General features: G+C 61.0%; 19 protein-coding genes. 12 read left to right on the top strand and 7 right to left on the bottom strand.

The window, feature by feature from the left end; genetic code table 11:
- Nucleotides 1–41: 41 nt before the first annotated feature.
- The gene (locus DN745_RS09785; RefSeq protein WP_133621802.1) at nt 42–821 is read left to right on the top strand and encodes a CvpA family protein; all 780 of its coding nucleotides are present in this window, start codon (nt 42–44) and stop codon (nt 819–821) included.
- A gap of 131 nt (nt 822–952) precedes the next feature.
- Here the strand turns inward: DN745_RS09785 and DN745_RS09780 are convergent, their stop codons facing one another.
- Nucleotides 953–3,841, bottom strand: a complete 2,889-nt coding sequence (locus DN745_RS09780) for a serine/threonine protein kinase (protein WP_111334408.1) — start codon at nt 3,839–3,841, stop codon at nt 953–955.
- 470 nt (nt 3,842–4,311) lie between these two features.
- Between DN745_RS09780 and DN745_RS09775 the strand changes: the two genes are divergently transcribed.
- A complete protein-coding gene (locus tag DN745_RS09775; RefSeq protein ID WP_111334406.1) occupies nt 4,312–4,635 on the top strand; it encodes a YhbY family RNA-binding protein in 324 nt (107 codons plus the stop codon).
- A gap of 66 nt (nt 4,636–4,701) precedes the next feature.
- The gene (locus tag DN745_RS09770) at nt 4,702–5,337 is read left to right on the top strand and encodes an L-threonylcarbamoyladenylate synthase (RefSeq protein WP_111334404.1); all 636 of its coding nucleotides are present in this window, start codon (nt 4,702–4,704) and stop codon (nt 5,335–5,337) included.
- 24 nt (nt 5,338–5,361) lie between these two features.
- On the opposite strand, the gene DN745_RS09765 is transcribed toward DN745_RS09770, so the two are convergent.
- Nucleotides 5,362–6,450, bottom strand: coding sequence for a putative metal-binding motif-containing protein (locus tag DN745_RS09765; protein ID WP_111334402.1), 1,089 nt, complete (start codon nt 6,448–6,450; stop codon nt 5,362–5,364).
- A gap of 92 nt (nt 6,451–6,542) precedes the next feature.
- On the opposite strand from DN745_RS09765, the gene DN745_RS09760 reads away from it, so the two are divergent.
- The 5 genes from DN745_RS09760 to DN745_RS09740 all read left to right on the top strand — a co-directional run bounded on the left by DN745_RS09760 (nt 6,543) and on the right by DN745_RS09740 (nt 11,077).
- Nucleotides 6,543–6,989 (top strand): DoxX family protein, encoded by a 447-nt coding sequence (locus tag DN745_RS09760; RefSeq protein ID WP_111334400.1) that lies wholly within the window; start codon nt 6,543–6,545, stop codon nt 6,987–6,989.
- A 161-nt stretch (nt 6,990–7,150) separates the two neighbouring features.
- On the top strand, nt 7,151–8,068 hold the full coding sequence (locus DN745_RS09755; RefSeq protein WP_111334398.1) for a YihY/virulence factor BrkB family protein: 918 nt from the start codon (nt 7,151–7,153) through the stop codon (nt 8,066–8,068).
- 134 nt (nt 8,069–8,202) lie between these two features.
- On the top strand, nt 8,203–8,634 hold the full coding sequence (locus DN745_RS09750) for a hypothetical protein (RefSeq protein ID WP_133621804.1): 432 nt from the start codon (nt 8,203–8,205) through the stop codon (nt 8,632–8,634).
- Between the two features lie 259 nt (nt 8,635–8,893).
- Nucleotides 8,894–9,811: a branched-chain amino acid transaminase gene (locus tag DN745_RS09745; protein WP_111337615.1), complete on the top strand. Its 918-nt coding sequence runs from the start codon at nt 8,894–8,896 to the stop codon at nt 9,809–9,811.
- A 186-nt stretch (nt 9,812–9,997) separates the two neighbouring features.
- Nucleotides 9,998–11,077 carry a class I fructose-bisphosphate aldolase gene (locus DN745_RS09740; protein ID WP_111334394.1) on the top strand — a complete coding sequence of 360 codons (1,080 nt, stop codon included), beginning with the start codon at nt 9,998–10,000 and terminating at the stop codon, nt 11,075–11,077.
- 115 nt (nt 11,078–11,192) lie between these two features.
- On the opposite strand, the gene DN745_RS09735 is transcribed toward DN745_RS09740, so the two are convergent.
- On the bottom strand, nt 11,193–12,104 hold the full coding sequence (locus DN745_RS09735; RefSeq protein ID WP_111334392.1) for an SRPBCC family protein: 912 nt from the start codon (nt 12,102–12,104) through the stop codon (nt 11,193–11,195).
- 144 nt (nt 12,105–12,248) lie between these two features.
- Nucleotides 12,249–12,776 carry a hypothetical protein gene (locus tag DN745_RS09730; RefSeq protein WP_133621805.1) on the bottom strand — a complete coding sequence of 176 codons (528 nt, stop codon included), beginning with the start codon at nt 12,774–12,776 and terminating at the stop codon, nt 12,249–12,251.
- A gap of 262 nt (nt 12,777–13,038) precedes the next feature.
- Between DN745_RS09730 and DN745_RS09725 the strand changes: the two genes are divergently transcribed.
- Nucleotides 13,039–14,706 carry an ABC transporter substrate-binding protein gene (locus tag DN745_RS09725; RefSeq protein WP_111334388.1) on the top strand — a complete coding sequence of 556 codons (1,668 nt, stop codon included), beginning with the start codon at nt 13,039–13,041 and terminating at the stop codon, nt 14,704–14,706.
- The gene (locus DN745_RS09720) at nt 14,703–15,242 is read left to right on the top strand and encodes a TlpA family protein disulfide reductase (protein WP_111334386.1); all 540 of its coding nucleotides are present in this window, start codon (nt 14,703–14,705) and stop codon (nt 15,240–15,242) included. Before DN745_RS09725 ends, DN745_RS09720 begins: the two co-directional genes overlap by 4 nt.
- A 75-nt stretch (nt 15,243–15,317) precedes the next feature.
- Here the strand turns inward: DN745_RS09720 and DN745_RS09715 are convergent, their stop codons facing one another.
- The 3 genes from DN745_RS09715 to DN745_RS09705 all read right to left on the bottom strand — a co-directional run bounded on the left by DN745_RS09715 (nt 15,318) and on the right by DN745_RS09705 (nt 18,589).
- On the bottom strand, nt 15,318–15,812 hold the full coding sequence (locus tag DN745_RS09715; RefSeq protein ID WP_133621806.1) for a hypothetical protein: 495 nt from the start codon (nt 15,810–15,812) through the stop codon (nt 15,318–15,320).
- 420 nt (nt 15,813–16,232) lie between these two features.
- Complete coding sequence (locus DN745_RS09710) at nt 16,233–16,763, bottom strand: DUF1499 domain-containing protein (RefSeq protein ID WP_111334382.1); 531 nt, start codon at nt 16,761–16,763, stop codon at nt 16,233–16,235.
- Nucleotides 16,764–16,771: 8 nt separating this feature from the next.
- Entirely contained in the window at nt 16,772–18,589 is a 1,818-nt protein-coding gene (locus DN745_RS09705) for a GspE/PulE family protein (RefSeq protein ID WP_111334380.1), read from the bottom strand.
- Nucleotides 18,590–18,836: 247 nt separating this feature from the next.
- Between DN745_RS09705 and nth the strand changes: the two genes are divergently transcribed.
- Nucleotides 18,837–19,466 (top strand): endonuclease III, encoded by a 630-nt coding sequence (gene nth, locus DN745_RS09700; RefSeq protein WP_111334378.1) that lies wholly within the window; start codon nt 18,837–18,839, stop codon nt 19,464–19,466.
- Nucleotides 19,467–19,478: 12 nt separating this feature from the next.
- On the top strand, nt 19,479–21,644 hold the full coding sequence (locus DN745_RS09695) for a class I SAM-dependent rRNA methyltransferase (RefSeq protein WP_111334376.1): 2,166 nt from the start codon (nt 19,479–19,481) through the stop codon (nt 21,642–21,644).
- Nucleotides 21,645–21,677: the final 33 nt, after the last annotated feature.

The following is a 21,677-nucleotide window of genomic DNA, read 5'->3' as shown; positions in this document are numbered from 1 at the left end:
TTCCGCGCGTTCTAATATGTCCTCTTGATGTGACCGATACGATGACCGTAGATATCATTGCGATATTTTTGATTGGCGTGACCATCTTCCTGGGGTGGCGAAAAGGGGCGATTTCTCAGCTCGGCCAGATCGCCGCGGCCGTCTTCGCGGTGCTCGGCGCCTCCTACGCCGCCGTGCCGGTGCGCGAGGTTCTGTTCTCCGAGAGCGAGTGGTCCCAGCCCGCCATCGAGGTCTCGTCGCTGCTCATCGCCGGCGTCTCCATCTACCTGACCATCGCGATTGCCGGCTGGTTGCTGGTGCGGGCGATGCGCGCGGTGAGCGAGAATCTAAGCCGCCTGGACCGTCTCGGCGGCAGCGTTTTGGGCGGGGTGAAGGGCCTGCTTCTATCCTATTTCGTCCTGACCCTCCTGGTGCTGCTCGACGCGCCGGTTCAGCGCATCGACCCCTCCAACGCGATGGCGCTTCGCGGCGGCACCGCCACCACATTTGTCGAGGAGAATAACGTCCTCGCCCCGTGGCAATTGCCCGACCTGGCCGAGCTGCACGCGGCGCTCAAGCTTCGCTATTATGTCGAAGAGCTTAACCGGCACGCCGTTCTTCACGACCACGCCCGCGCCAACGATTTTCTGCGCCGCGATATCATCGAGTCGATGAGCCAGGACCCCGCGCTGATGGAGGCGATCGTCGATGACCGCTTCGCCTTTACCCTCGCCGACCCGCGGATTCGCTCGGTGCTCAGCGACGAGGAGGCCCGCACGACGCTGCTCTCCATCGACTGGGAGTCGCTGCTCAAAGAAGTGCAGCGCCCGGTCCATTCCTAAATTGTAGAGGCTGATTGGTGTTCCCATATGCGCCCACCCACCGCGAATTCACATGGTGGGTGAGCGCATATTTTGTTTGGGAGATGCTCAGGGGAGGGTGCGCGCGCTCGTGCGGCGGGGGCGTAGCCGGCTTATAATTTGCCGTCGAGGAGCTTGAGGTAGCTCTTGGCGGCAGCGTTATTCGGGTCGCGCTTGAGGACGTTATCCCATTGCTTTTTTGCAGCGGAGTATTGGCGCAGACGGAAGTGGGTCTTACCCAGATCATTGGCGTAGTTATTATTGTTCGGCGAGAGTTGAACCGCCTTCTTCTGCGGCGTCAGGGCTTCGCTAAATTTCGCCTGGTTAAAGAGCACCTCGCCGAGGCTCGCGTGAATCGAAGCGGTCGACGGCGAGATCGCCAGGGCTTCGCGGTATAGCGAGGCTGCGGTGCTGAGCTTGTCGGCCTTGGTCGCGGCGCGAGCTTCGGCCAAAATGGTCGACACCGAGCGTTTGGGAGCAGGCTTATCGGCCGGTTTGGCCGGGGGGTTGGCGGTCGCCGTCTCCGACTTGGTCGAACCGGTATTCTTGGGCTTCTTCGGGTCATTGGCGGCCGATTCGTCGGGCGCATCGGCGCCGTCCTCGCTCGCGCCCTCATCGTCGGCCGGGGCGCTGGCGCCCTGTGCTTTGATCTGCTGCCTTAACTTCTCCTGATACGCCTTAATCTCTTCGTTCTTCAGGTCGAACTGGTTCGCATACCCGGCGAGGTTGAGCGCGTAGGTCGGATTGTCCGCTTCGTTCTGGCGCGCAAGCTCCATGGCCTTCTCGATGAAAATCGTGCGCGCTTCGCGGTAGATATCATCATCCTCGGCGAAGCGTTTCAATTTCTCCAGGTTCGACAGCGCGCTGCCGCGCACGGGGCGAACAAGCTGGCCGTCAGCGACCGCCTTGTCGAAGCTCGCCCGAAGCGCCTCGTTGCGGGCCTGGTCCTTCTCGGCGTCTGAGCTCTCCGTGGCGGTCGCGTTTTGTTCGTCCGCCGGCTCATCGCCCGAGTTCGCCAGAATGAACACAGCGGCGAAGATCGCCACGGCGACCGCAGCGATGATGCCGTAGGTGATATATTTTTGGCGATTCTCGGAGACCTCAATATGCTCTTCGATCTGGGATTCATCCCATGCGCTATCCGCGTCGGCGCCAAACCAGGTCTCGGCGAACTCGCCGCCGCCGTCGTTCTCAGTCTCCATAAAGCCGATCTCGAATGGCTTATTGGCACTTTTTGCGGGCGCCTCCTCCTCGTCCTCTTTTACTTGCTCCGCGACTTCTTCTTCTTTGTCGTCTTCGCTCGCTTCTTTCGCCTCCTCGGCGACCTCTTCGTCATCGGCGTTGGGCTTATCCTTGCCGGATTGTTTGTTTTTCTTATTCTTTTTATTTTTCTTCTTTTTATCTTTTTTGCTCTTCTTCTCATCAGCGGCTTTCTCATCAGCGGCTTTCTCATCAGCGGCTTTCTCATCAGCGGCTTTCTCATCAGCGGCTTTCTCATCAGCGGCTTTCTCATCAGCGGCTTTCTCATCAGCGGCTTTCTCATCAGCGGCTTTCTCATCAGCGGCTTTCTCATCAGCGGCTTTCTCATCAGCGGCTTTCTCATCAGCGGCTTTCTCATCAGCGGCTTTCTCATCAGCGGCTTTCTCATCAGCGGCTTTCTCATCAGCGGCTTTCTCATCAGCGGCTTTCTCTTCCTTTGGCTCCGACTCGGTGTCACCCAGCAGGGAGTCGTCGATGATGATGGACGGGGTTTCTTCGGCCTCTTCTTTTGGCTCAAGGAGAGACTCGTCGATGATGATCGACGGCGTCTCTTCCTCGTCTTTCTCAATTACTTGGGCTTCCGCGGCCTCAGCTTCCGCTTCCTGCTTGGCCTCTTCGGCCGCCGCTTCGATTTGCTCCATGGAGATGGCGGGCATCCCCATGATGGTATTTTGGCCGCCGGCGGGCGATTCCTTCTTCGGCTCGACCTTCGCGGGTTCGGCGGCGACTTCTGTTTTGTCGAAGACCGGTTTGTCTGCGGCGACGAGAACCGGTGCGACGGCGTCGGGCGCCTCGTCGAGCAAGGAGGAGAGGGCGGCGATGGACGCAGCGATCTTCTGGAAGCGTCGCTCCGGCGCCTTGACCCACATCATGTCCAAGATCTCGTCGAGATCAGGGTGCAGCCCAGCCCCGCCGCACGCGATGGACAGCTTCAGCGGCTTCTCGTGGAGGTGGCGCTTCAGGCTATCTTCGACCGTCTTTGAGGTGAACGGGGGTTTGCCCGCGATCAATTGGTAGAGCAACATGCCCAGCGAATAGACCAGGCTGCGCTGGTCGGTATCCGCGGCGTCGCGGATCGTCTCCGGGGCAAGGAACGCGCTATAGCCATAGAATGCGCTGGGCGCGGTCGCGTCGACCTCCAGGGGGCGCTCGGGGTGCGCCAGCGCGCTGACCGCCCAGTCGCCGAGCTGAATTTCGCCGGTCTTCATATCGCTGATGAAGATGGTCTGCGCGTTCAACCCCTTATAGGTCACGCCGTGTTCGTCGAGATAGTCGAGCGCGCGACCCACCGCGCAGGTAACGCGCACGGCGAGCTTCCAATCCAGGGTCTTTCGCTGCTCAAGGGCCTCGGCGATGCTCAGGCCCGCCGGGGCCTCCTCGGCGACGAAGCGATGCTCTCCGCTAAGATCGACCGAGTGCAGGCTCAAGACCTGCGGGGGCACCAATTCGCCGAGCTTTGCCCGCAGCGCCTCAAACGCCGCCACGCGCTCGCTATCCGGGGCGAAGCCTTCGTTGAACACGGTCACCCGCAGCGGGGTTTTGTCCGCGCGCAACTCGCCCTCGTAGCGTTCGGCGAGGTCGTCGCGAAAGGCGAGGCGCTCAAGATGAATCTGGGAGTTGAGGTCGAGGCCGGTCAATTCGCCGGGCGATAACTCGCGCGCGTCGACCAGTGGTGTGGCATCATTGGGACAGAATGATTCGTTTCCAGAAAAGCGGGTCTGGCATTCGGGGCAAACTTTCACCTGATCGACTCCAACGTGATGATACTATGAACGTTATAATTTCGATGTTCGGAGCCCCGCGGGGGGCGTTCAGCGCGTGGCGGGAATTTGCATTGCCCGTCCGGCTGATGTACTGGGCGCGGATGATGTATCCGGTGCGACGGTGTCGGGCATCTATTTTGGGCGCAAAAAAAGATCGCGCGCGAAGTTGCCACGCCCCACAGATACCAGACTGGCGCCGATAGCGGAACCAAAAGCAACGCGACAAGCGCCCGGAAACTAAGGGAGGCGCTAAGATCGACGCTTCAACTCGACAGCTTAGCGGACGCGTGCAAGATTGTTAACCGATTGATTTCAAGCGCACCTTAAAATGTCAGCGCGCCGATTTGCTTCGCGTGCCGACTTGTTTAGTATCCAAAAACTAATATATATCCGCGATTTGTCCTGATGAGCAGGGCGACGTTAGTGATCATTCCAGAGAGCAATAAAATATGCCTAGCAATACCGAACTCGTTGAACAGCTTAGCCCGGAACTCGACAAGGCCCAGCGCCGCCAGCTGATGGCCCTTGGGCATTCGCTTAACCCGGTCCTGATGGTCGGAAACCGCGGCTATAGCGAGAACCTGATCGAGAATTTCAACGCCCAGATCCTCGCCCACGAGCTCATCAAGGTGAAGGTCCACGACCTTGACGAGATGGACGATATCGCCGCGAAGATTCACGAGGCCACCGGCGCCCAATTGGCCCAGAAGATCGGCAAGATGCTCCTTTTCTATAAGGCGCATCCCGAAAACCCCAAGATTGTGCTAAAATAATCGCCATAACTTATGGCGAGTCATTGAATTGATATTGGTTTTTTTTAGTTCCACCACAGGCCGAAGATGATTCTGCAGATCAACGCTGAGCACCCGCAACCGCGTCGCATCGACCAGGTGATCGAGACGCTCAAGGCCGGCGGGCTCATCGCCTATCCCACCGACACCGTTTACGGCATCGGCTGTGATATCTTTAATAAGAAGGCGGTCGAGAAATTGCACCGATTGGTCTCCGAGATAAAGGGCTCCCCGGATCATTCGCCGCTGGCGTTTATCTGCCGGGACCTGAGCAATATCGCGGAGTACGCGCTGGTCAGCGATTACGCCTATCGCTCGCTGCGCCGGATGCTGCCGGGGCCGTATACCTTCGTGTTGCCGGCCACCAAATTGGTCCCCAACGTCATGCTCAATAAGCGCAAGACGGTCGGGATTCGGGTGCCCGACCACCCCGTGGCGCTTCGCATCGTGGAGCGATTGGGTCACCCCATCGCCACCACCAGCGCGACGCATTCCGACGGGGACCTCATCCCCGATCCATGGACCATCGACGACCTCTACGGCCATCATATCGATATTGTGATCGACGGCGGCTATGTGTTCCCGCAGCCGTCGACCGTGATCGATTTCTGCGGGGATTTGCCGCAATTGATCCGCCAGGGCAAAGGGCCGCTCGGGGACCTCGAATACGTTGAAATGCTCTAATCGAGCACCCTCAGCCGAGGGTCATCAGCGCGCCGGGGTGCTCGCCGCGCCGTACCATTCGATGCCGTCGAAGCGGTGAATGAGCGTCGCGCTACCGCTGCCGCTGTTGATCTCGACGAGCTCGCCGCCGCCGCCCAGGCCGAACATGCGCTGCCAGGCGGCGGTGAGCCCGTAGATGTCGGCGAAGCCCAGGTCCCCGCCGATTCGGGTCCCCTGGCCCGACGGGCTGATGCTCACCAGGACATCATTGACCGCGCCGAAGTTCGGGGCCGGGCTCGTCATAAAGAGCGAGTTATCCTTATTGACGACGCAGTCTCCGCTGGAGCGCAAGCCCCCGCCGATGGTCCCCAGCGCGCTCGCGTTGCCGGTGCTCAGATCCACGGTAAAGACCTTGTCCCCGCTGGTCAGAAACGCGACCCCGTCATTGTTGATCGCCAGGCCATTGGGCGTGCCGGTGGCGTTCAGGGCCCCGACGCGCTCCCAGGTGCTCTGCGGGGCGTTGAACCGGTAGAGGTCCGAGAAGGTGATGCCGTAGAGGGTTCCGCCTGGATGCGTGTCGATATCGCTGAGGGTCGGCACGTCGGTGACATAGGTCGCGGTCTTTTTGAAGGGGTCGACCAGGTATAATTTGGTCGGGGAGTGGGCGAAAAAGCTGCACGTCAGCCCGTCGTTGAGCTGGCCGTCGCAATTGTTATCGAGCGCGTCGCAGACCTCGACCGCCCCGGGGTGGACCGCCGGGTTATGGTCGTCGCAGTCAGTCCCGCCGCAGGCCACATCGTAATAGCCGTCTCGATCCTGGTCCCAACAATTCTCGACCTCCGGCGAGGTCGTGTCGCCGTCTTCCTCGACGTCATCGGGGCGCGCATCCGCGCCGGTATCTGCCAGATTATTGGTTTGAGCGCCCGCGTCTGAATCCTTTTCGGGGGTCCCCGCATCAGAACCATTGCGCGATTCCAGTTGGCAACTTCCCAACAGCGGGTTCCAAGTTTCTCCGCTGGCGCATTGTGCCGCCTGGCCTTCGCCGGAATCATCAGAGCCACACCCTATATTCACACCCGCGCAGATGACGGTGAGAAAGATGAACGTGGCGGAATTTTTATTGAAGTGGATCATTTTGAATAGGTCCGACGCGCGGTGCGCGAGATTCGATGTAGCGCGAAGTTCGCGCGAAACGACAACAAACTAACAAACGCGAGTGTAGAACAATGTTGAAAGCTCTTAAACTGGACTTCGTCGGTAAATATCAGGACTTCGGCCTACTTGCGATTCGCATCGGCCTGGGCGCGGCGTTTATCGTGCACGGGTGGCCAAAGATGATGGGCGGCACCGCCGCCTGGGCTAAGCTCGGAGAGCGCTTCGCTCAGGCCGTCGGGCTGGGCACCTGGCCCGACGCGCTAAGCTTTATGTCCGTGCCGATGGGTTTTATGGGCGCGTTCGGGGAGTTGGTCGGCGGCCTGCTTTTGATGCTCGGGCTTTTCATGCGCCCGGCGACCTTTCTGCTCTTTTCGACCATGGTCGTCGCGATGCTCTTTCATATCAGCATCGGCGACGGGTTCGGCGGGTACTCGCACGCGATGGAGGCGGCGATCGTCTTCTTCGGCCTGTTCTTCGCAGGCCCGGGTAAATATAGCCTGGACCAACGAATCGGCTAATCGCGCCGGGCGCAAGGGTCGCCAAACCGGCGGGGGATGCCGTATAAGGTGTGACTCCACGGGGCAAAAGGCACGTTTTGCTTTGTATCTTTGGCGCTGCTTTTTGGCAGCTCCCCCGAAGATAGCGCGCCCTCGACCCGAACTTTGACGGTATCTGCCCGATGAACCTTTCGCCACTGATGCGCCAAAAATACAAGGTCCTCCTGGAGATCGCCCGAGAGACGACCAAGCGCTACCAGGATGACCAGGTTGGGCGGATGGCCGCTGCCATCGCGTTTTACGCCGTCTTCTCGGTTGCGCCGCTGCTGGTGATCGCCACGGCCGTCGCCGGCTTTGTCTTCGACGAGCAGCAGGTGATGGATTTTGTGGGGCGCTATCTTGGCCATATTATCGGCGGCTCAACCCGCGATTTTATCGTCGAGCTTATCAACAATTGGCAGGACGAAAAGAAGGGGATCCTGGCCACCCTGGTCGGGTTGGGCACGCTCTTTTGGGGCGCGTATCGCCTCTTTATGGCGCTGCAGGATTCCTTAAACGTGATCTGGTCGGTGCGCCCGCGGCGCGGATTAAGCGTGCGCGAGTGGCTAAAGTTGCGCCTGGCGCCGTTTCTTATGATTCTGCTGGTCGCGCTGCTTTTGTTGCTCTCCATGATGGTGTCGATCTTTTTCTCCGGGCTTCAGCGCTTCTTTTCCCAAACCCTCACGATCCCTTCGGGGCTTATCACGCTGGGGAATATCGCCATTTCGGTGACTCTGTTGACCGTGCTCACCACGGCGGTCTTTCGGGTGCTGCCCGACGTGGAGTTGAAGTGGCGCGACGTCTTCTCCGGCGCGGCGTTGACCTCGCTGGTTTTCGCGATGGGAAACTCGTTGATCGGCTTTTATCTCGGTCACACCAGCACCACCTCCATCTTCGGGGCCTCCGGCTCGCTGGTCGCGCTGCTCTTCTGGGTCTACTTTTCGGCCCAGATATTCTTCGCCGGCGCCGAGTTCACGCGGGTTAATCTGGAGCGAAGCGGGCGCATGCCCGCGCCGCAGCGGCACGCGATTCGCGTCAAGCGCGTTGTGAATCTCGCCTGAGGGCGGCCGCGTCGCGGCATCCATGCGTCATCGATCGCTTTTGGGGGAGGCTTGTCCAGCGCACGCGCGTGGGCATCTTTGTGCCGACCATTCGTCCGATAGCGACGATATCCATACAGAAGAGGGGGGAAGAGATGTTCGAAAGATTCGTAGGCGTTGCGGTCGCGTTGCTTTTTCTTCTTGCCGGGGCCGGGGTGGCCGTCGGGCAAGAAGCCGGGCAAGAGCAAATACTTTCGCCGCCGGGTGAGTCGCCCCAATCCCGGGATGTTTCGCAGGTGTCTGCGCCGATCGGCCAGGTGGTCTATACCCTCGACCAGATGCCGCATGTCCCCACGCGCTCGCTCGAGCAGATGAGCGCCGGGCGCATCCAGCCGCCGAGCGCCCTGACGCGCGAGGAACTGGTGCGCCAGGGCCTGCTGGCGGCCGAGGCGTTGCGCGCGCTCGATTCGCGGTTGCGCCAAGAAAATAGCACCCCGGAAGACGGCGCGGGCCAGGCGGTCGGCGGAGAGGACCCGGTCGGCGAGCTTATTGCAGATGAGCTTGAGAGCGCGGGCACCATTGAGTGACCCAGGTTGTCAACTCCGCGCCCGGTTTGTTATCTGAAGCTCTGATTGATTATCCCGGATTTAAGCGTATCGGCGGCGTTCGCCATCGATTTATTGGTTAAATCCGCAACTTCCGTGGCTTAAACTCGTCAAGCAGGCTTGCGAACCCAGGGCTTCGCGAGTTACGGATTGCCACGTTAGAGTTAGGTTCCTGTCAGTCCACCGGGCGCGGTTGGAAACTGATAAATATCGTACGCTGCATAGGATATCGCTCGTGAGCATTGAATCAGAAAAAATTTGGTTTGACGGTGAATTAGTCGACTTCAAAGACGCCCAGGTGCATGTGCTCACGCACTCGCTGCACTACGGTCTGGGCGCGTTCGAGGGCATTCGTTGCTACGAACGCGCGGACGGGCGCCGCTATATTTTTCGGCTTCGCGAGCATATCCAGCGCCTCTTTGAGAGCTGCAAGATCTGCTTGATGGACCTCCCCTACACGGTTGAAGAGCTTGAGAGCGCCTGCGTCGAGACGGTGCAGGCCAATAGCTTCCAGGACTGCTATCTGCGCCCGCTCGCCTTCTTGGGCCACGGGAAGATGGGCCTGTCGGCGGTGGGCAACAAGACCCACGTCGCGATCGCGACCTGGGATTGGGGCGCCTATCTTGGCGAAGAAGGGCTTAATAATGGCATTCGCGCCAAGGTCAGCAGCTTCACCCGCCAGCATATCAACTCCTCGATGGTCAAGGGCAAGATCACCGGCCAATACGTCAACAGCATCCTGGCCAAGCGCGAGGTAATGAACGCCGGGTATGACGAGGCCATTATGCTCGACGGCGAGGGCTTCGTCTCCGAGGCCAGCGGCGAGAATATCTTCGTGGTCTACCGTGGCCGCGTGCTGACCACGCCGACCGGCGCGTCAATCCTCGCCGGCATCACCCGCGACACCGTTATGCAATTGCTCGGCGAGCGCGACATCGAAGTGGTCGAGACCCGCTTTAGCCGCGATATGCTCTACACCGCCGATGAGATCTTCATGTCGGGCACCGCCGCAGAGATTACGCCGGTGCGCGAGGTCGACGACCGTCAGATCGGTGACGGGCAGCCCGGACCCATCACCAAGCTGATTCAGGAGGCTTATTTCGACCTGGTCCGCGGCAGCTCCGACGCACACCCCGAGTGGTTGACGCTGGTCGAGTAATCTCGGTCCCCATCTTTTAAAGGTCAGATCCTTGCTTTTTCTTGAGGCGGGTCGACCTTCGCGGTTCGGCCTATCCCGGCGACCTTCGCAATCATCCGACTCGATCGGCGCGAAGGGGCCGGGATTGGTCTGAATTTAGCAACCGTATTGCAATTAAATAAATTAATTTAAGCGTGAGGCGAAGCAATGGCTAGCATTGATAAGATTGTCGAACTTTTGGGCGATGGCGCGGATGACCTTCTGGGCTTTGAGTCGAAGACCTTCCCGAAGGAGTCTTTGCATCTTCCGGGCCCCGACTTTGTCGACCGCATTTATAGTCAAACCGATCGCAGCCCGCGCGTCCTCGCCAATCTTCAGCGCATGTTCGACCACGGTCGTCTGGGCGGCAGCGGCTACCTGTCGATTCTGCCGGTCGACCAGGGAATCGAGCACACCGCCGGGGCGTCCTTTGCGCCGAACCCGGAATATTACGACCCGGCCAATATCGTCGAGCTGGCCATTGAGGGTGGCTGCAACGCGGTCGCCTCGACCTTCGGCGTCCTGGGCTCCGTGGCGCGCAAATACGCCCATAAGATCCCGTTTCTGGTCAAGCTCAACCACAACGAGTTGATGAGCTGGCCGAACTCCTATGACCAGATTATGTTTGGCAGCGTCGAGCAAGCCTACGATATGGGCGCGGCCGCCGTTGGCGCGACCATCTATTTCGGTTCGCCGGAGTCCAGCCGCCAGATCGTCGACGTCGCGCGCGCTTTCCACCGCGCACACGAACTCGGCATGGCCACCGTGCTGTGGTGCTACCTGCGCAATAAAGAGGGCTATAATGTCGACGGCGTGGATTACCACGCGGCGGCTGACCTCACCGCGCAGGCCAACCACCTGGGCGTGACCATCCAGGCCGACATCATCAAGCAGAAGATGCCCACCAATAACGGCGGCTTTAACGCCGTGAAGAACCCGGGCGGAAAGACCTTCGGCAAGACCGACGCGCGCGTCTACTCGCAGCTCTGCAGCGACCACCCGATCGACCTGACGCGCTACCAGGTCGCCAACTGCTATATGGGTCGCGCGGGGCTTATCAACAGCGGCGGCGCCTCGGGCGACAACGACCTTCAGCAGGCTATCGAAACCGCAGTTATCAATAAGCGCGCCGGCGGCACCGGGCTTATCCTCGGGCGCAAGGCATTCCAACGCCCGCGCGCCGAGGGTGTCGAGATCCTCCACGCCATCCAAGACGTCTATCTTTGCGACGGCGTGACCATCGCCTGATGCGTTAAGCACGATTGAGCGCACCCGCCGGCCGCGGCGGGGCGACACAAAAAGAGCGCATCTTCGTCGAATCGAAGATGCGCTCTTTTTCGTTCTTGGTCGCCCTGGTCGCGAATCACCGAAGATCGGTGCGAATCCGGTGGTCCAGCGCGGGCGAGGGCAGAGCGTGTGCGGGCGGGTTTATCGCATCATCCTCGAGCACCGGGGTGGGGTGAGGCTCCATAAAATATTTAAAGCGCTCCAGTTGCCCGGCGAGCATTCGGCTGCTCAAGTCGCCTGCTACCTCGCTGAGTTTTTGGCCCAATTTGCCCGCGGGCGGCAGATAGACGATTTTGCAATGCACCTCGGTGCTCAGGCCGTCGGGGAGGGCGTAGAACTCGACCACGCCCTCGTGGTTGATATCGGAGGCGCCGGGCACCGTGCGCCAGGCGATCAATTCATTATCAATGCTCTTCACGATCTCGGCCGCCCACTCCACGAAGAACTTCGACTTCGGCGCGCCTGCCTTGAAATACCAATGGTTGGCGTCCATGCGCTCAACTTCTGAGATCGACTCCATGCAAAGGGCGAGGTTGCTGCACTCGAACCAGGCCTCGTAGACCTCGTCGACCGGCCGGTCGACCACGATCGAGGCGGTTAAGCTACGGGGCTCGCCGAGTTGGGTGTTGAGCACCCGGCGTTTGAAGTCTGGCTCGAAGACGCCGTTATTCTTAAGGCCGCTATAGATCAGCCCCCCGCCGATGCCGGCCACCCCGAGGCCGATAAATGAGCGCCAATTCTTAAGCCCCAATAGCGCCAAGAAGCCGCCGCTGGCCAGCAGTCCCCGGCTGTTGATCGCGCCCAGACCCTCCGCGCTTTCCAGGGGCGTAGCGCGCACCAGAGATTCGCTGCGCTTCTCGCTCAGGGTCGTGGCCCCTTTCGGGGTGCGCAGCGCCGCGCCCGGCGCCTCATGGCTCTGATAGGCACGGGTTGCCCGCGCCGCGCCGCGCTGCTTATTGGGGGACTCATCATTCATATGTTCACTCATTTAGGGTCTCCAATCAAAAGAGGGGCGTATTTCTTATACCTAGCAATAACTGGAGTAATGGTGAACACCCAAGGCCAAGAGTGAAGGCGACATCGCGCTGATTTTGGGGCGCGCGTTAACATCGCGCACCATCCTGATCGGACATTAGGCCGGTTTGGGGCGTCGACGAATCATATAATCCGGCGGGGTATTCTTGCCGCTGCCACGCGTCGGCGCGCGCAATAGCTCACGCTCGCTATCCTCGCCGGCGGGGGGCGGTGTGTTCTGTGACTCAGGCTCTTCCGGCGCCGACTCCTGGGAGGTCGAATTTTGCAGGCTCGGAGGCGCGAGTAGCGGTGAATTGGTCGGCGGCGGGCTAAAGTCGGGCAACTCGAACTCGGGCTCGTCGGCCTCGGGTGGGCTAAAGTCAGAGGCCCCGACATCGGCGGAGTCGAAATTGGGCAGCGTATTCTCCTGGGTGCCCACGTCCGCCGGCGGCGTGATTATGCCCGCGTCGCTGGGGCCGTAGGCGTCCATCACCGGCAGCGTCTGGGCCGAGGCGAGTTGCTCGCACCCCGAGAGAAGCACCCCGGCGCCGAGTAACGCCGCCGCCAGCGAAAGCGCACCCAGCGCAGGCCGAAGCGGTGCGTGGCGGCGCGCAGGTTGAGCCGGTGTATGCGAAATATCGGCCATGGTTCCCCCCTTTGGATAAGTTGCTATTTGCTCTTTTAATCGCGCGTCCCGAACGCGGCGAGGCGTTTGCGCGCGGCAATTTCGTATCGTTAGGCTTAAATCTGCGCACCGACACGACGTGGCCAATCCGAAGATTTCGTCCGCTGCTGTTGCCCGCGGCTCAGAAATGCGCTGAAATGGTCCGTGCATCTAGGCCGCCTCCGGCGTTATACTCGGGGCCGGGCGTTTTGCGCCTGGGTGACGTTTTTCTTTTAGGTTCGCGATGCAACTATCTTTTCATAAGTCCGCGTTTTCTCTCGCGTTATCTCGATTTCTGCTGCTCGGCGCTGTTCTCTTATTCGGGACGAGCCTGGGCGGGTGTGATTCGGCCTCGAGCGATGCGCCGCCTTTTATCGTGCTGCTCGACTCCTCGCCCAAGGGGCTCGACCCGCGCTTTGCCACCAGCGACGCCAGCGCCAAGCTCGTCGGTCTTTTGCACGCCGGGTTGCTCTCCTCGGACACCAACTCCGGTGAGCCGAAGCTCGACCTCGCCGCGTCCGTCGAGCAGCCCTCGCCGGTGCGCTACGAGGTGACGCTGCGCGACGATATCTATTTTCACGACGGAGAACCCCTCACCACAGCCGACGTCGAATATACCTATATGGAGCTCGGCAGTAAGCTCGTGAATAGCCCGTACGCGGGCACCACAAAGCGCATAAAGAGCTTCGAGGTCATCGACGAGCGGCGGCTCATCATCACGCTCAAGGATCCGTTCGCGGCGTTTTTGAATGACCTGACGATGGGTATCGTCCCCAAGCATCAATGTGGCGGGCATCCGAGTTGTCCGGGCAAGGTCATCGGCGCCGGCCCCTTTAAATTTGTGAGCAACGAGGCCGATAAAGCCTACCTTCTGGAGAGCTTCGACAAATACCACGACGGCCAACCCGCGCTCGACCGCGTGCTCTTTAAGATCGTCGAGGACGATAATACGCGGCTGCTGGCGATGCTCGGGAAGTCCGCCGACCTGGTGCAGAACGCCGTCGCGCCCCTGATGCTGCCGGTGCTCGAAGACGCCGAGCGCCTGAGCGTGAAGACCGCGCCCTCGTTCAAATATACCTACGTGGCCTTCAACCTTGAGCACCCGATTTTAAAGAACCCGAAGGTTCGCCAGGCCATCGCCCACGGCATCGATCGCGAAGCCATCATCGAATATAAATTCCGGGGCCTGGCGCGTCTGTCCACTGGCATGCTCTCGCCGGGGCATTGGGCGTATGAGGGCGACGTCGCGACCTATGATTTTGACGTCGAGCGCGCCAAAAAACTCCTCGATGAGGCCGGCTATCCGGACCCGGATGGCGACGGTCCGCTGCCGCGCTTTAAGTTGGAGTTTAAGGTCTCGGCCAATAAATTCCGCAAGTCGCTCGTGCAATTGATGGCCCATCAGCTCGCGCGCATTGGCATCGACGTGACGGTGCGCTCCTATGAGTGGGGCACCTTTTATTCTGATATCAAAAGTCGAAATTTTGAGTTAACCACCATGCAGTGGCCGTCGGTGCTCGACCCGGGGCTCTATACCTGGATTTTTCATTCCAAGAATATCCCGTCCCCCGAGAATCGCTCGGCCGGGGCGAACCGCGGCGCGTATTCCAACCCGCGGGTGGACGCGCTGCTGGAGCGCGGCGAGCACGAGACCGACGTCGAAAAGCGAAAGGCCATCTACCATGAGGTCCAGCAGATCCTCGCCGAGGATTTGCCCTATATTTCGCTATGGCATGAGGATAATATTGCGGTCACAAGCGTCGGGACCCAGGGTTATTTTATGACGCCGAACGCGCGTTTTGAGGGCCTAAAGAAAACGCGGCGAGCTGGCGCAGAGAGCGCCACGCCAGATAGCCCCGCGCTGGCCGAGCAGCCCGGTGATCTTCAAGAGTTAAACAAGGTGACTCCGTGAATCAGAATACGAAGAACTTCATCAGCGCCATCTTATTTTTGGTGCTTATTGGCGCCGGCTTCACGCTTTATATGAAACGCGGAGCGTCGCGGGGCGGGCCGGGGACCGGGGGAGACGCGCCCGAGCTCTCGCTGCCGGTGATCGGCTCGACCGAGATGCTCGCCGTGCAGGATTTCCGCGGCGAGAAGACCGTATTGCTCGACTTCTGGGCGACCTGGTGCCCGCCGTGTCGCGAGCAAATGCCGATCGTGCAGAAGCTCGAGGATGACCCCGAACTCAGCGATTCCCTGCAGATCATTTCGGTCAACGTCGACAACGCCGGGCCGGGGCGCGAGGCCAAAGTCGCGAGGTACCTGGAACAGAATAAATATACCTTCTCGGTCGTGCTCGATAATGGGCAGGGGATGAACGCCTATAATGTGTCGCATTTGCCGACGCTGGTGCTCGTTTCGCCCGATGGCAAGATTACCTTCACCGACAGCGGCGTGCACACCGAAGACAAGTTGCGCAAGCTCATCAAGGCCGCGGCGAAATAATCGCCGGGTGTGGCTCGTGGGAGGAAAGATTTTTGCGATGAAGACGCCGCGCCCGGATGGGGCGCGGCGTTTTTATTAGAGCGTGGGGTTTTGGTCGATCACATGCGCGCTGCGCATCCCCACCGCCAGCGTCGTGACGATGCCCATCAGCGGGAGCATCATGGCCACGACCGGGTGATGCTCGGCCAGGTACGGCAGCAGCACGGCCATCAGCAGCAGTCCGCCGAGCGCGACCTGTAAGGCGCGCGCGAGTCGATTCTGGCGGTGCCGCGTCACCCAGCGCATCCGCCCCGCGACCCAGAGGAACACGGTCGCTAAAACCCACCCCACCAGCACGCTCACCACCGAGGCGAAGGTCACCTGGACCCAGGAGATGACGCCCAGGGCGGCGAAGCCCTCGGCGCCTGCCGAAATGGGGGGTCCCTGCGCCCAGGCCGGCATCGCTCCCGCGACCGTGAGCCCGGTGAACGCTGCCGTGAAGGCCAAGATATTCTTGAGGCGACGACGCGGGGAACTCGAAGAGGTTTTGATTGGAAGGTTTTGGCGTTTTACAAGACTTCGCTGGGACATATCACTCCTCACTCGTGTTCCGCGCTGACGGTGCCGCTGCTCTTGGCTAAGGGGTCATACTCAGAAGGTCGCCGCCAGATTGGGCGGTTCAATAGGGGCGAGTCCCTCGTCTAATTTATCTGTAGTGCAAGGGGCGTGCCGGGTTGGGGTTTTATTTTAGGCGCGCGCCTCGACCTCGTCCGCGACTCGCGCGGGCTATGAGGCCAGCTCAATGCGGCGCGCAGGGCGGTAGAAGGAGGATTTCGCTATGACATTGAGATCATAAGTCGCCCCGGGTGGAGTGCTGTTTGACCAGTCGCGCCGGGCCGCGAAAAACCGTGGCCATGGGGGCAAAGAAAAACGCGCGAACCTACCGGATGAAGTCGGTGGGTGCGCGCGTTATGGGGTGTTCAAAGACGTGTGCGACGGCGTGGGCGTCGGCTATTTTTGGGCGTCGCCCTCGGCTCCCTTCTTTTCATCATCCGCGGGTGTATCCGCTGGCGCGGTGTCGCTGCGCAGGGTATCCGGGTTGAGCTTCACCGCGCCCAGGCGTGCGTCGAGCGCGGCGAAGAGCTCCTTGATATTGCGCGCGTTCTGCCCGAAGTCGCCCTTGCCGATCTGGGAGGCACTCTTTACGTGGATGCGGGTCACAAACTCGGTGACCGGCTCCACGCGGATCGAGACGTCGTCGATAAACCCGAAGACCTGGGTTTCTCGCTGAGCCTTCAGGCGATATTGGGCGGCGTCCTGGGACACCAGGGTCCAGGCATCCAGGGACTCGACGCTGGCGCGCGTCTCCTCGAAGACCCGCTGCGGGTCGGTGGTATAATATTGGGGCTGGATCTCGGGGTATTCGGCCGACATGCCCGTCTCGACCTCGTTGATAACCGGCCAGATCATGGCGGCCACCAAAAGGGCGGTGACGGTGGACGCGACCAGGATCGCCAGCGCGATGAATAATCGTCGTTTCATAGCTCTCCTCAGGATTCCGAGCAGATGGTCATGACTTCCTCGAAGGTGGTCAATCCACCGGCGAGTTTGCGAATCGCGCCTTCCTGCAACGGAATCATGCCATTAGCGCGCGCTGCCCTTCGTATCTCAGGCGCGTCGGCCTGTCGAGTTATGAGCCGGCCGATGGCCGAGTCGACTGTGAGCATCTCGAAGATCCCGGTGCGCCCATAATAGCCGGTGCCCCGGCAATTGCTGCACCCTTGCCCGTAATAGGCCGGAAGCGCGCGCTCCGAGCGCGGCGGCAATTTGATGTCGAGCATCTCGACCTGCTCGGCGGTCAGCGTTGTCTCCGTTTTGCAGTCCGGGCAGATGCTGCGCACCAGGCGCTGGGCCATGATGCCCACGAGCACCGAGGAGAGCAAAAACGGCTCAATGCCAAGGTCGATGAGGCGCGTGATGGTCGAGGCGGTGTCGTTGGTATGCAGGGTGCTGAGCACCAGGTGGCCGGTCAGCGCCGCCTGGGCGGCCATCTGGGCGGTCTCGGCGTCGCGAATCTCACCGATCATCACGATGTCCGGGTCCTGGCGCAAGATCGTGCGCAGCGCCGAGGCGAAGGTGATGTCGATGCGCCGCTGCACCAGCACCTGGTTGAACTCCTCGTGGACCATCTCGATGGGGTCTTCGACCGTGGTGATATTGACATCCGATCCGGCCAACTCCTTGAGGGTCGAATAAAGCGTGGTCGTCTTGCCGCTGCCTGTGGGGCCGGTGACCAGGATCATCCCGTGCGGGCGGTGGATGAATTTTCGCCATTGCTCGACCTCCTGCGGGCTCATACCCACTGCGCTGAGATCTTTAATCGTCGACTGCGGGTCAAAGACGCGGATGACCAGCTTTTCGCCAAAAGCCACGGGCATGCTCGAGACACGAAGTTCGATCTCATGCTGGTCGCGCTGGGTCTTAATGCGCCCGTCCTGGGGCCGGCGCCGCTCGCTGATATCCATGCGCGCCAGCATCTTGATGCGGCTGGTGAACGCGCGGTGGATGGCCATCGGGAATTGGTAGATATTATGAAGCACCCCATCGATGCGCAGTCGCACCATTGTGTGCTCGCGCTTGGGCTCAATATGGATGTCGCTCGCGCGCTGGTCGAAGGCGTAATTGAGCAGGTACTCGACCGCGTTGATGATCGGGCGGTCGGTTGGCTCGATGTCGCCGGTGGTCTTGAGGCGAACCAATTGCTCGAGGTTGCCGATGTCCAGCCCGCTGCTCGCCTCTTGCTCGGCGGCGGTGATCGAAGAGCTGAGCCCGTAGACCTCCGAGATGAGCTTGGCGATGTCTTTTTTGGAGCTCAGCACGATCTTGATCGGCTGGTCGGCGACCTCGGTGAGCTGGCGGACCAACTCGATATCGTAGGGGTTCTCCAGGGCGAAGACGATCTTGCCGTTCTCCAGGCGCAGCGGGATGCACGAGTGGTGGCGCGCAAATGGCTGGCTGACCGTGGTCGCCACCAACTTCATGTCGATCTCGATCGGGTCCGGCTTCTCGAAGGGAATGCCGGCATCGGCGGCCACCAGGCGCGCGATCGCGTCCTGGTCCACCGGGTCGCCGGTGGGCGACAAAAAGCGAAACTCCGCGATAATCTCGGCCGGGCCCACGCGCGTGCGCGCCGCCTTTTTCGTCCCCTCGCGCGCCACACGCTCGCGCATGATTCGGGTGCGCACGCTCGCGTGCTGGGCGCGCACCTGCTGAACCTGGTCGGGGCTCAAGAGCTTGGCGTCGGAGAGCAAACCGAGCAGATAATCGACGGTATAGGGGATATTTTTGCGGGTCGTATTAATGGGCATAGATACGCAGGCAGACGTTTATCAGGCGTTGATTTCGATAGACGTTGATTTCGATAAATGAGTTGAGGACGCTGCTCCGTGCCATTGTAGGCCAATGGGGCGGGTTGTCACGAAAATTAGCGGCTCTACGGTGGGCGGCGGCATCGCGCGGTCGGACGGGCAACAAAACCACGGAACAGGCGCCGATATTTCATCGCTTCGCGTTGGTGGGTTGAGCTCTGAGGCGACACGGACTAGAAGGGCGCCCATGAATATCCAAGATAAAGCAGATAAAATTGGTGAAATCCTCGATGAGCTCTACCCCGAGCCTCCCATCCCCCTCGATCATACCGACGCGTTCACGCTGACGATCGCGGTCTTATTGTCGGCCCAATGCACCGACAAGCGCGTCAATATGGTGACGCCCGGTCTCTTCGCGCTTGCGGATAACCCGCACGATATGGCGAAACTATCGGAAGAGGAGATCCTCGAGCAGATTAAGAGTTGCGGGCTCGCCCCAACCAAGGCAAAACGCATCAAGGCGGCCTCGGAGTTGCTCGTGGAGAAGTGGGATGGCGTGGTCCCCGACACGCTCTCGGGGCTTATGAAGTTGCCCGGCGTTGGGCGAAAGACCGCCCTGGTCGTGATGGCCCAGATGTACGGGGTGCCGTCGTTTCCGGTCGACACCCATATTCACCGACTCGCGAAACGCTGGGGACTTACGACCAGTAAAAGTGTAAACCAAGTCGAGAAGGACCTCTGCGCCGTCTTCCCCAAAGAGACCTGGAATCGCCGTCACCTTCAAATCATTTATTTCGGCCGTGAATATTGCCCCGCGCGTGGGCACGAAGCCGAAACCTGCCCGATCTGCAAATGGGCCGCGTCCGACGCGGACTAAATTGGAAGCCTTATGGAATTGAAATTTCGCATCCCCGCCGAAGCCGAACCCAAAACCATCGCCGCGCTGCTGCACCGCGCGTGGCCCGACGCCACCGACGCTCAGATCGCGCAGGCTTTTGAGCAGGGAAAGGTGCGCGTCGAGGAGTTGATCACGCGCAAGCCCGACAAGGTCGTGGACCGCGACGCGCGGGTGCGCGCCGAGGTCGGCCCGGGCGAGGAGCCAAGCGGCATCCCGAGCGCCGCAGGCCTGGCGCGCGGCGACGATTGGATCGTCGTGGACAAGCCCGTGGGCATGCCCGGGGTGCTGGACCGCGATGATCCGATGAACCCCATTCTCTTTTTGGCCGACTCCCTGGGGGTCAATCGCGACGGCTTCTCACCGGTGTGGCAGATGCCGGCCGAGGGCGGTGGACCCTGGCTCTTCGGGCTTGAGGATAAGGCCAGCGACACGCTGCTAAAGACCTGGGGAAGCGGGGCGCTGATGATCACCTGGGTGGTGCTCGTCCCCGCGCCGGCGCTGCCGCAGGGCCGGCTGGTCGGGGCGCATCAGATCCCGGTGGATTATAGCGCCACGACGATCCGCAACGGGCTCGCCGAATTGCAGCTCACGCCGATGCCCCAAAACGGTGAGTTTGAGCAGGTCCCCGACCCGGTCGAGTGGCTGCTCGACCTGCTTGCTGCCAACGATATGCCGGTGCTCGGCGATGCCCGGCGCGGTGGGTTTATGGTCGAGGGTGGGCTGCGACTGAGGGCCGCCGCGTTCTTTTATATGGGCGGTGAGGGCGTTGAGGAAGGCGCGACCGGCCATGATTTGGCGCATAGTTGGAACGCCGGCGCAAAATGGTGGCCCGAGGACCCGGTCGTCTGGATCGAAGACGAGCCCGAGGTCGAAGAGGACGAGGCCGCCGCGGCCGATCGCGCCAAGCGACCCAAAGACACGCGCACCGAGCGCATCGCGAAGTTGCAGGTCTCCGACCGCAGCCTCGAAATCCTGTCGCGCAAAGGGCACCCCTGGGTGCTCGAAGACCGCGACACCGGCCGGCGCGATACGATCGACCCTGGTACTATCGTTCACCTGATGGATACCCGTGGGCGCCCGGGCCCCTGGGCGCTGGTCGAAGGCCCCGGCCAGCTCGCCGCGCGCCTGTGGAGCCACGACAGCGGCGCGGCCAAGAACTTCGAAGAAGAGATCGACCTGCGCGTCGACGAGGCCCTGGCCGCGCGCAGTCGATTGACCCGCGACACCGCCGAGACCGATCTTTTCCGCCTGGTCCACGCCGAAGCCGACGGGTTCCCCGGGCTGCAGATCGACCGCGTCGGACCGCTGCTTCGGGCGACCTTAACCGGCGCGACGGCGCTCGGATTCAGGGACCGCGTCTATCAGAATATCCTCGACTTTAACCCCGAGATCATGATCCTCGAGGTGGAGCATTTCGAGGATATCCGCGCCGAGAAGACGCCTGGCCCGGGCGACCGCCTGGCGCGCGTCATCGAGCGCGGCGCCAACTACGCCCGCGAAGGCGAGCGCGTGGTGGGTCTGGAGGACGGCCTGAAATATTGGTGCGAGCCCTGGGAAGGCATCGACGTCGGGTTCTTCGCTGACCAGCGCGAGAATCGACGCAAGATGCGAAAGATCGCCAAATCCGGCCAGCGCTGGCTCAACCTCTTCTGCCACACCGGCGCGTTCAGCGTGGCGCTGACAGCTCTTGGCTGCGAGGTCGTCAGCGTCGACCTCTCCAAGCGCTACCTGGAGTGGTTGGAAGATAACCTTCGGCTCAATCATATCTCCGGCAAGCTCAATTATTCGGTGGCCGACGACGCCCGCGCGTATTTGAGCGGCGAGGCCAAACGCCGCGACGAGCAATTCGACGGCATCATCGTCGACCCGCCCACCGCCGCGGCGGGGAGTTCGGGTTTCTGGTCGGTCAAGAAAGACTACGAAGACCTGCTCGTCGAGTGCTTTAAGCGCCTGGCCAAGGGCGGGGTGCTCCTGGTGTGCCGCAATGAGAAACGCCCGAGCGACAGCCTCACCAAATTGGTGCGACGCGCGGCCAACCGCGCGAACCGAAAGATAAGCAGCGTCGAGAACGCGCCGCCTGCGTCGGACTATCCGCGCATGAAGGGCTTCCCGGAGGGCGATTCCTTCGAAGGTTTGTGGATTCGCACCGCCGGCTAATTATCCTTTGTTTTGAATGCGTTAGGGCGACGT

Source organism: Bradymonas sediminis (genome assembly GCF_003258315.1).
GTDB lineage: Bacteria > Myxococcota_A > Bradymonadia > Bradymonadales > Bradymonadaceae > Bradymonas > Bradymonas sediminis.
Note: the sequence above shows the minus strand (reverse complement) of the source record. Positions and strands in the feature narration are given on the sequence as shown.

Excerpts from the sequence above, each read along its gene's own strand:
- DN745_RS09785 (WP_133621802.1), top strand. The coding sequence starts at position 42 with ATGACCGTAGATATCATTGCGATATTTTTGATTGGCGTGACCATCTTC.
- DN745_RS09775 (WP_111334406.1), top strand. The coding sequence starts at position 4,312 with ATGCCTAGCAATACCGAACTCGTTGAACAGCTTAGCCCGGAACTCGAC.
- DN745_RS09770 (WP_111334404.1), top strand. The coding sequence starts at position 4,702 with ATGATTCTGCAGATCAACGCTGAGCACCCGCAACCGCGTCGCATCGAC.
- DN745_RS09765 (WP_111334402.1), bottom strand. The coding sequence starts at position 6,450 with ATGATCCACTTCAATAAAAATTCCGCCACGTTCATCTTTCTCACCGTC.
- DN745_RS09760 (WP_111334400.1), top strand. The coding sequence starts at position 6,543 with ATGTTGAAAGCTCTTAAACTGGACTTCGTCGGTAAATATCAGGACTTC.
- DN745_RS09755 (WP_111334398.1), top strand. The coding sequence starts at position 7,151 with ATGAACCTTTCGCCACTGATGCGCCAAAAATACAAGGTCCTCCTGGAG.
- DN745_RS09750 (WP_133621804.1), top strand. The coding sequence starts at position 8,203 with ATGTTCGAAAGATTCGTAGGCGTTGCGGTCGCGTTGCTTTTTCTTCTT.
- DN745_RS09740 (WP_111334394.1), top strand. The coding sequence starts at position 9,998 with ATGGCTAGCATTGATAAGATTGTCGAACTTTTGGGCGATGGCGCGGAT.
- DN745_RS09735 (WP_111334392.1), bottom strand. The coding sequence starts at position 12,104 with ATGAGTGAACATATGAATGATGAGTCCCCCAATAAGCAGCGCGGCGCG.
- DN745_RS09730 (WP_133621805.1), bottom strand. The coding sequence starts at position 12,776 with ATGGCCGATATTTCGCATACACCGGCTCAACCTGCGCGCCGCCACGCA.
- DN745_RS09725 (WP_111334388.1), top strand. The coding sequence starts at position 13,039 with ATGCAACTATCTTTTCATAAGTCCGCGTTTTCTCTCGCGTTATCTCGA.
- DN745_RS09715 (WP_133621806.1), bottom strand. The coding sequence starts at position 15,812 with ATGTCCCAGCGAAGTCTTGTAAAACGCCAAAACCTTCCAATCAAAACC.
- DN745_RS09710 (WP_111334382.1), bottom strand. The coding sequence starts at position 16,763 with ATGAAACGACGATTATTCATCGCGCTGGCGATCCTGGTCGCGTCCACC.
- DN745_RS09705 (WP_111334380.1), bottom strand. The coding sequence starts at position 18,589 with ATGCCCATTAATACGACCCGCAAAAATATCCCCTATACCGTCGATTAT.
- nth (WP_111334378.1), top strand. The coding sequence starts at position 18,837 with ATGAATATCCAAGATAAAGCAGATAAAATTGGTGAAATCCTCGATGAG.
- DN745_RS09695 (WP_111334376.1), top strand. The coding sequence starts at position 19,479 with ATGGAATTGAAATTTCGCATCCCCGCCGAAGCCGAACCCAAAACCATC.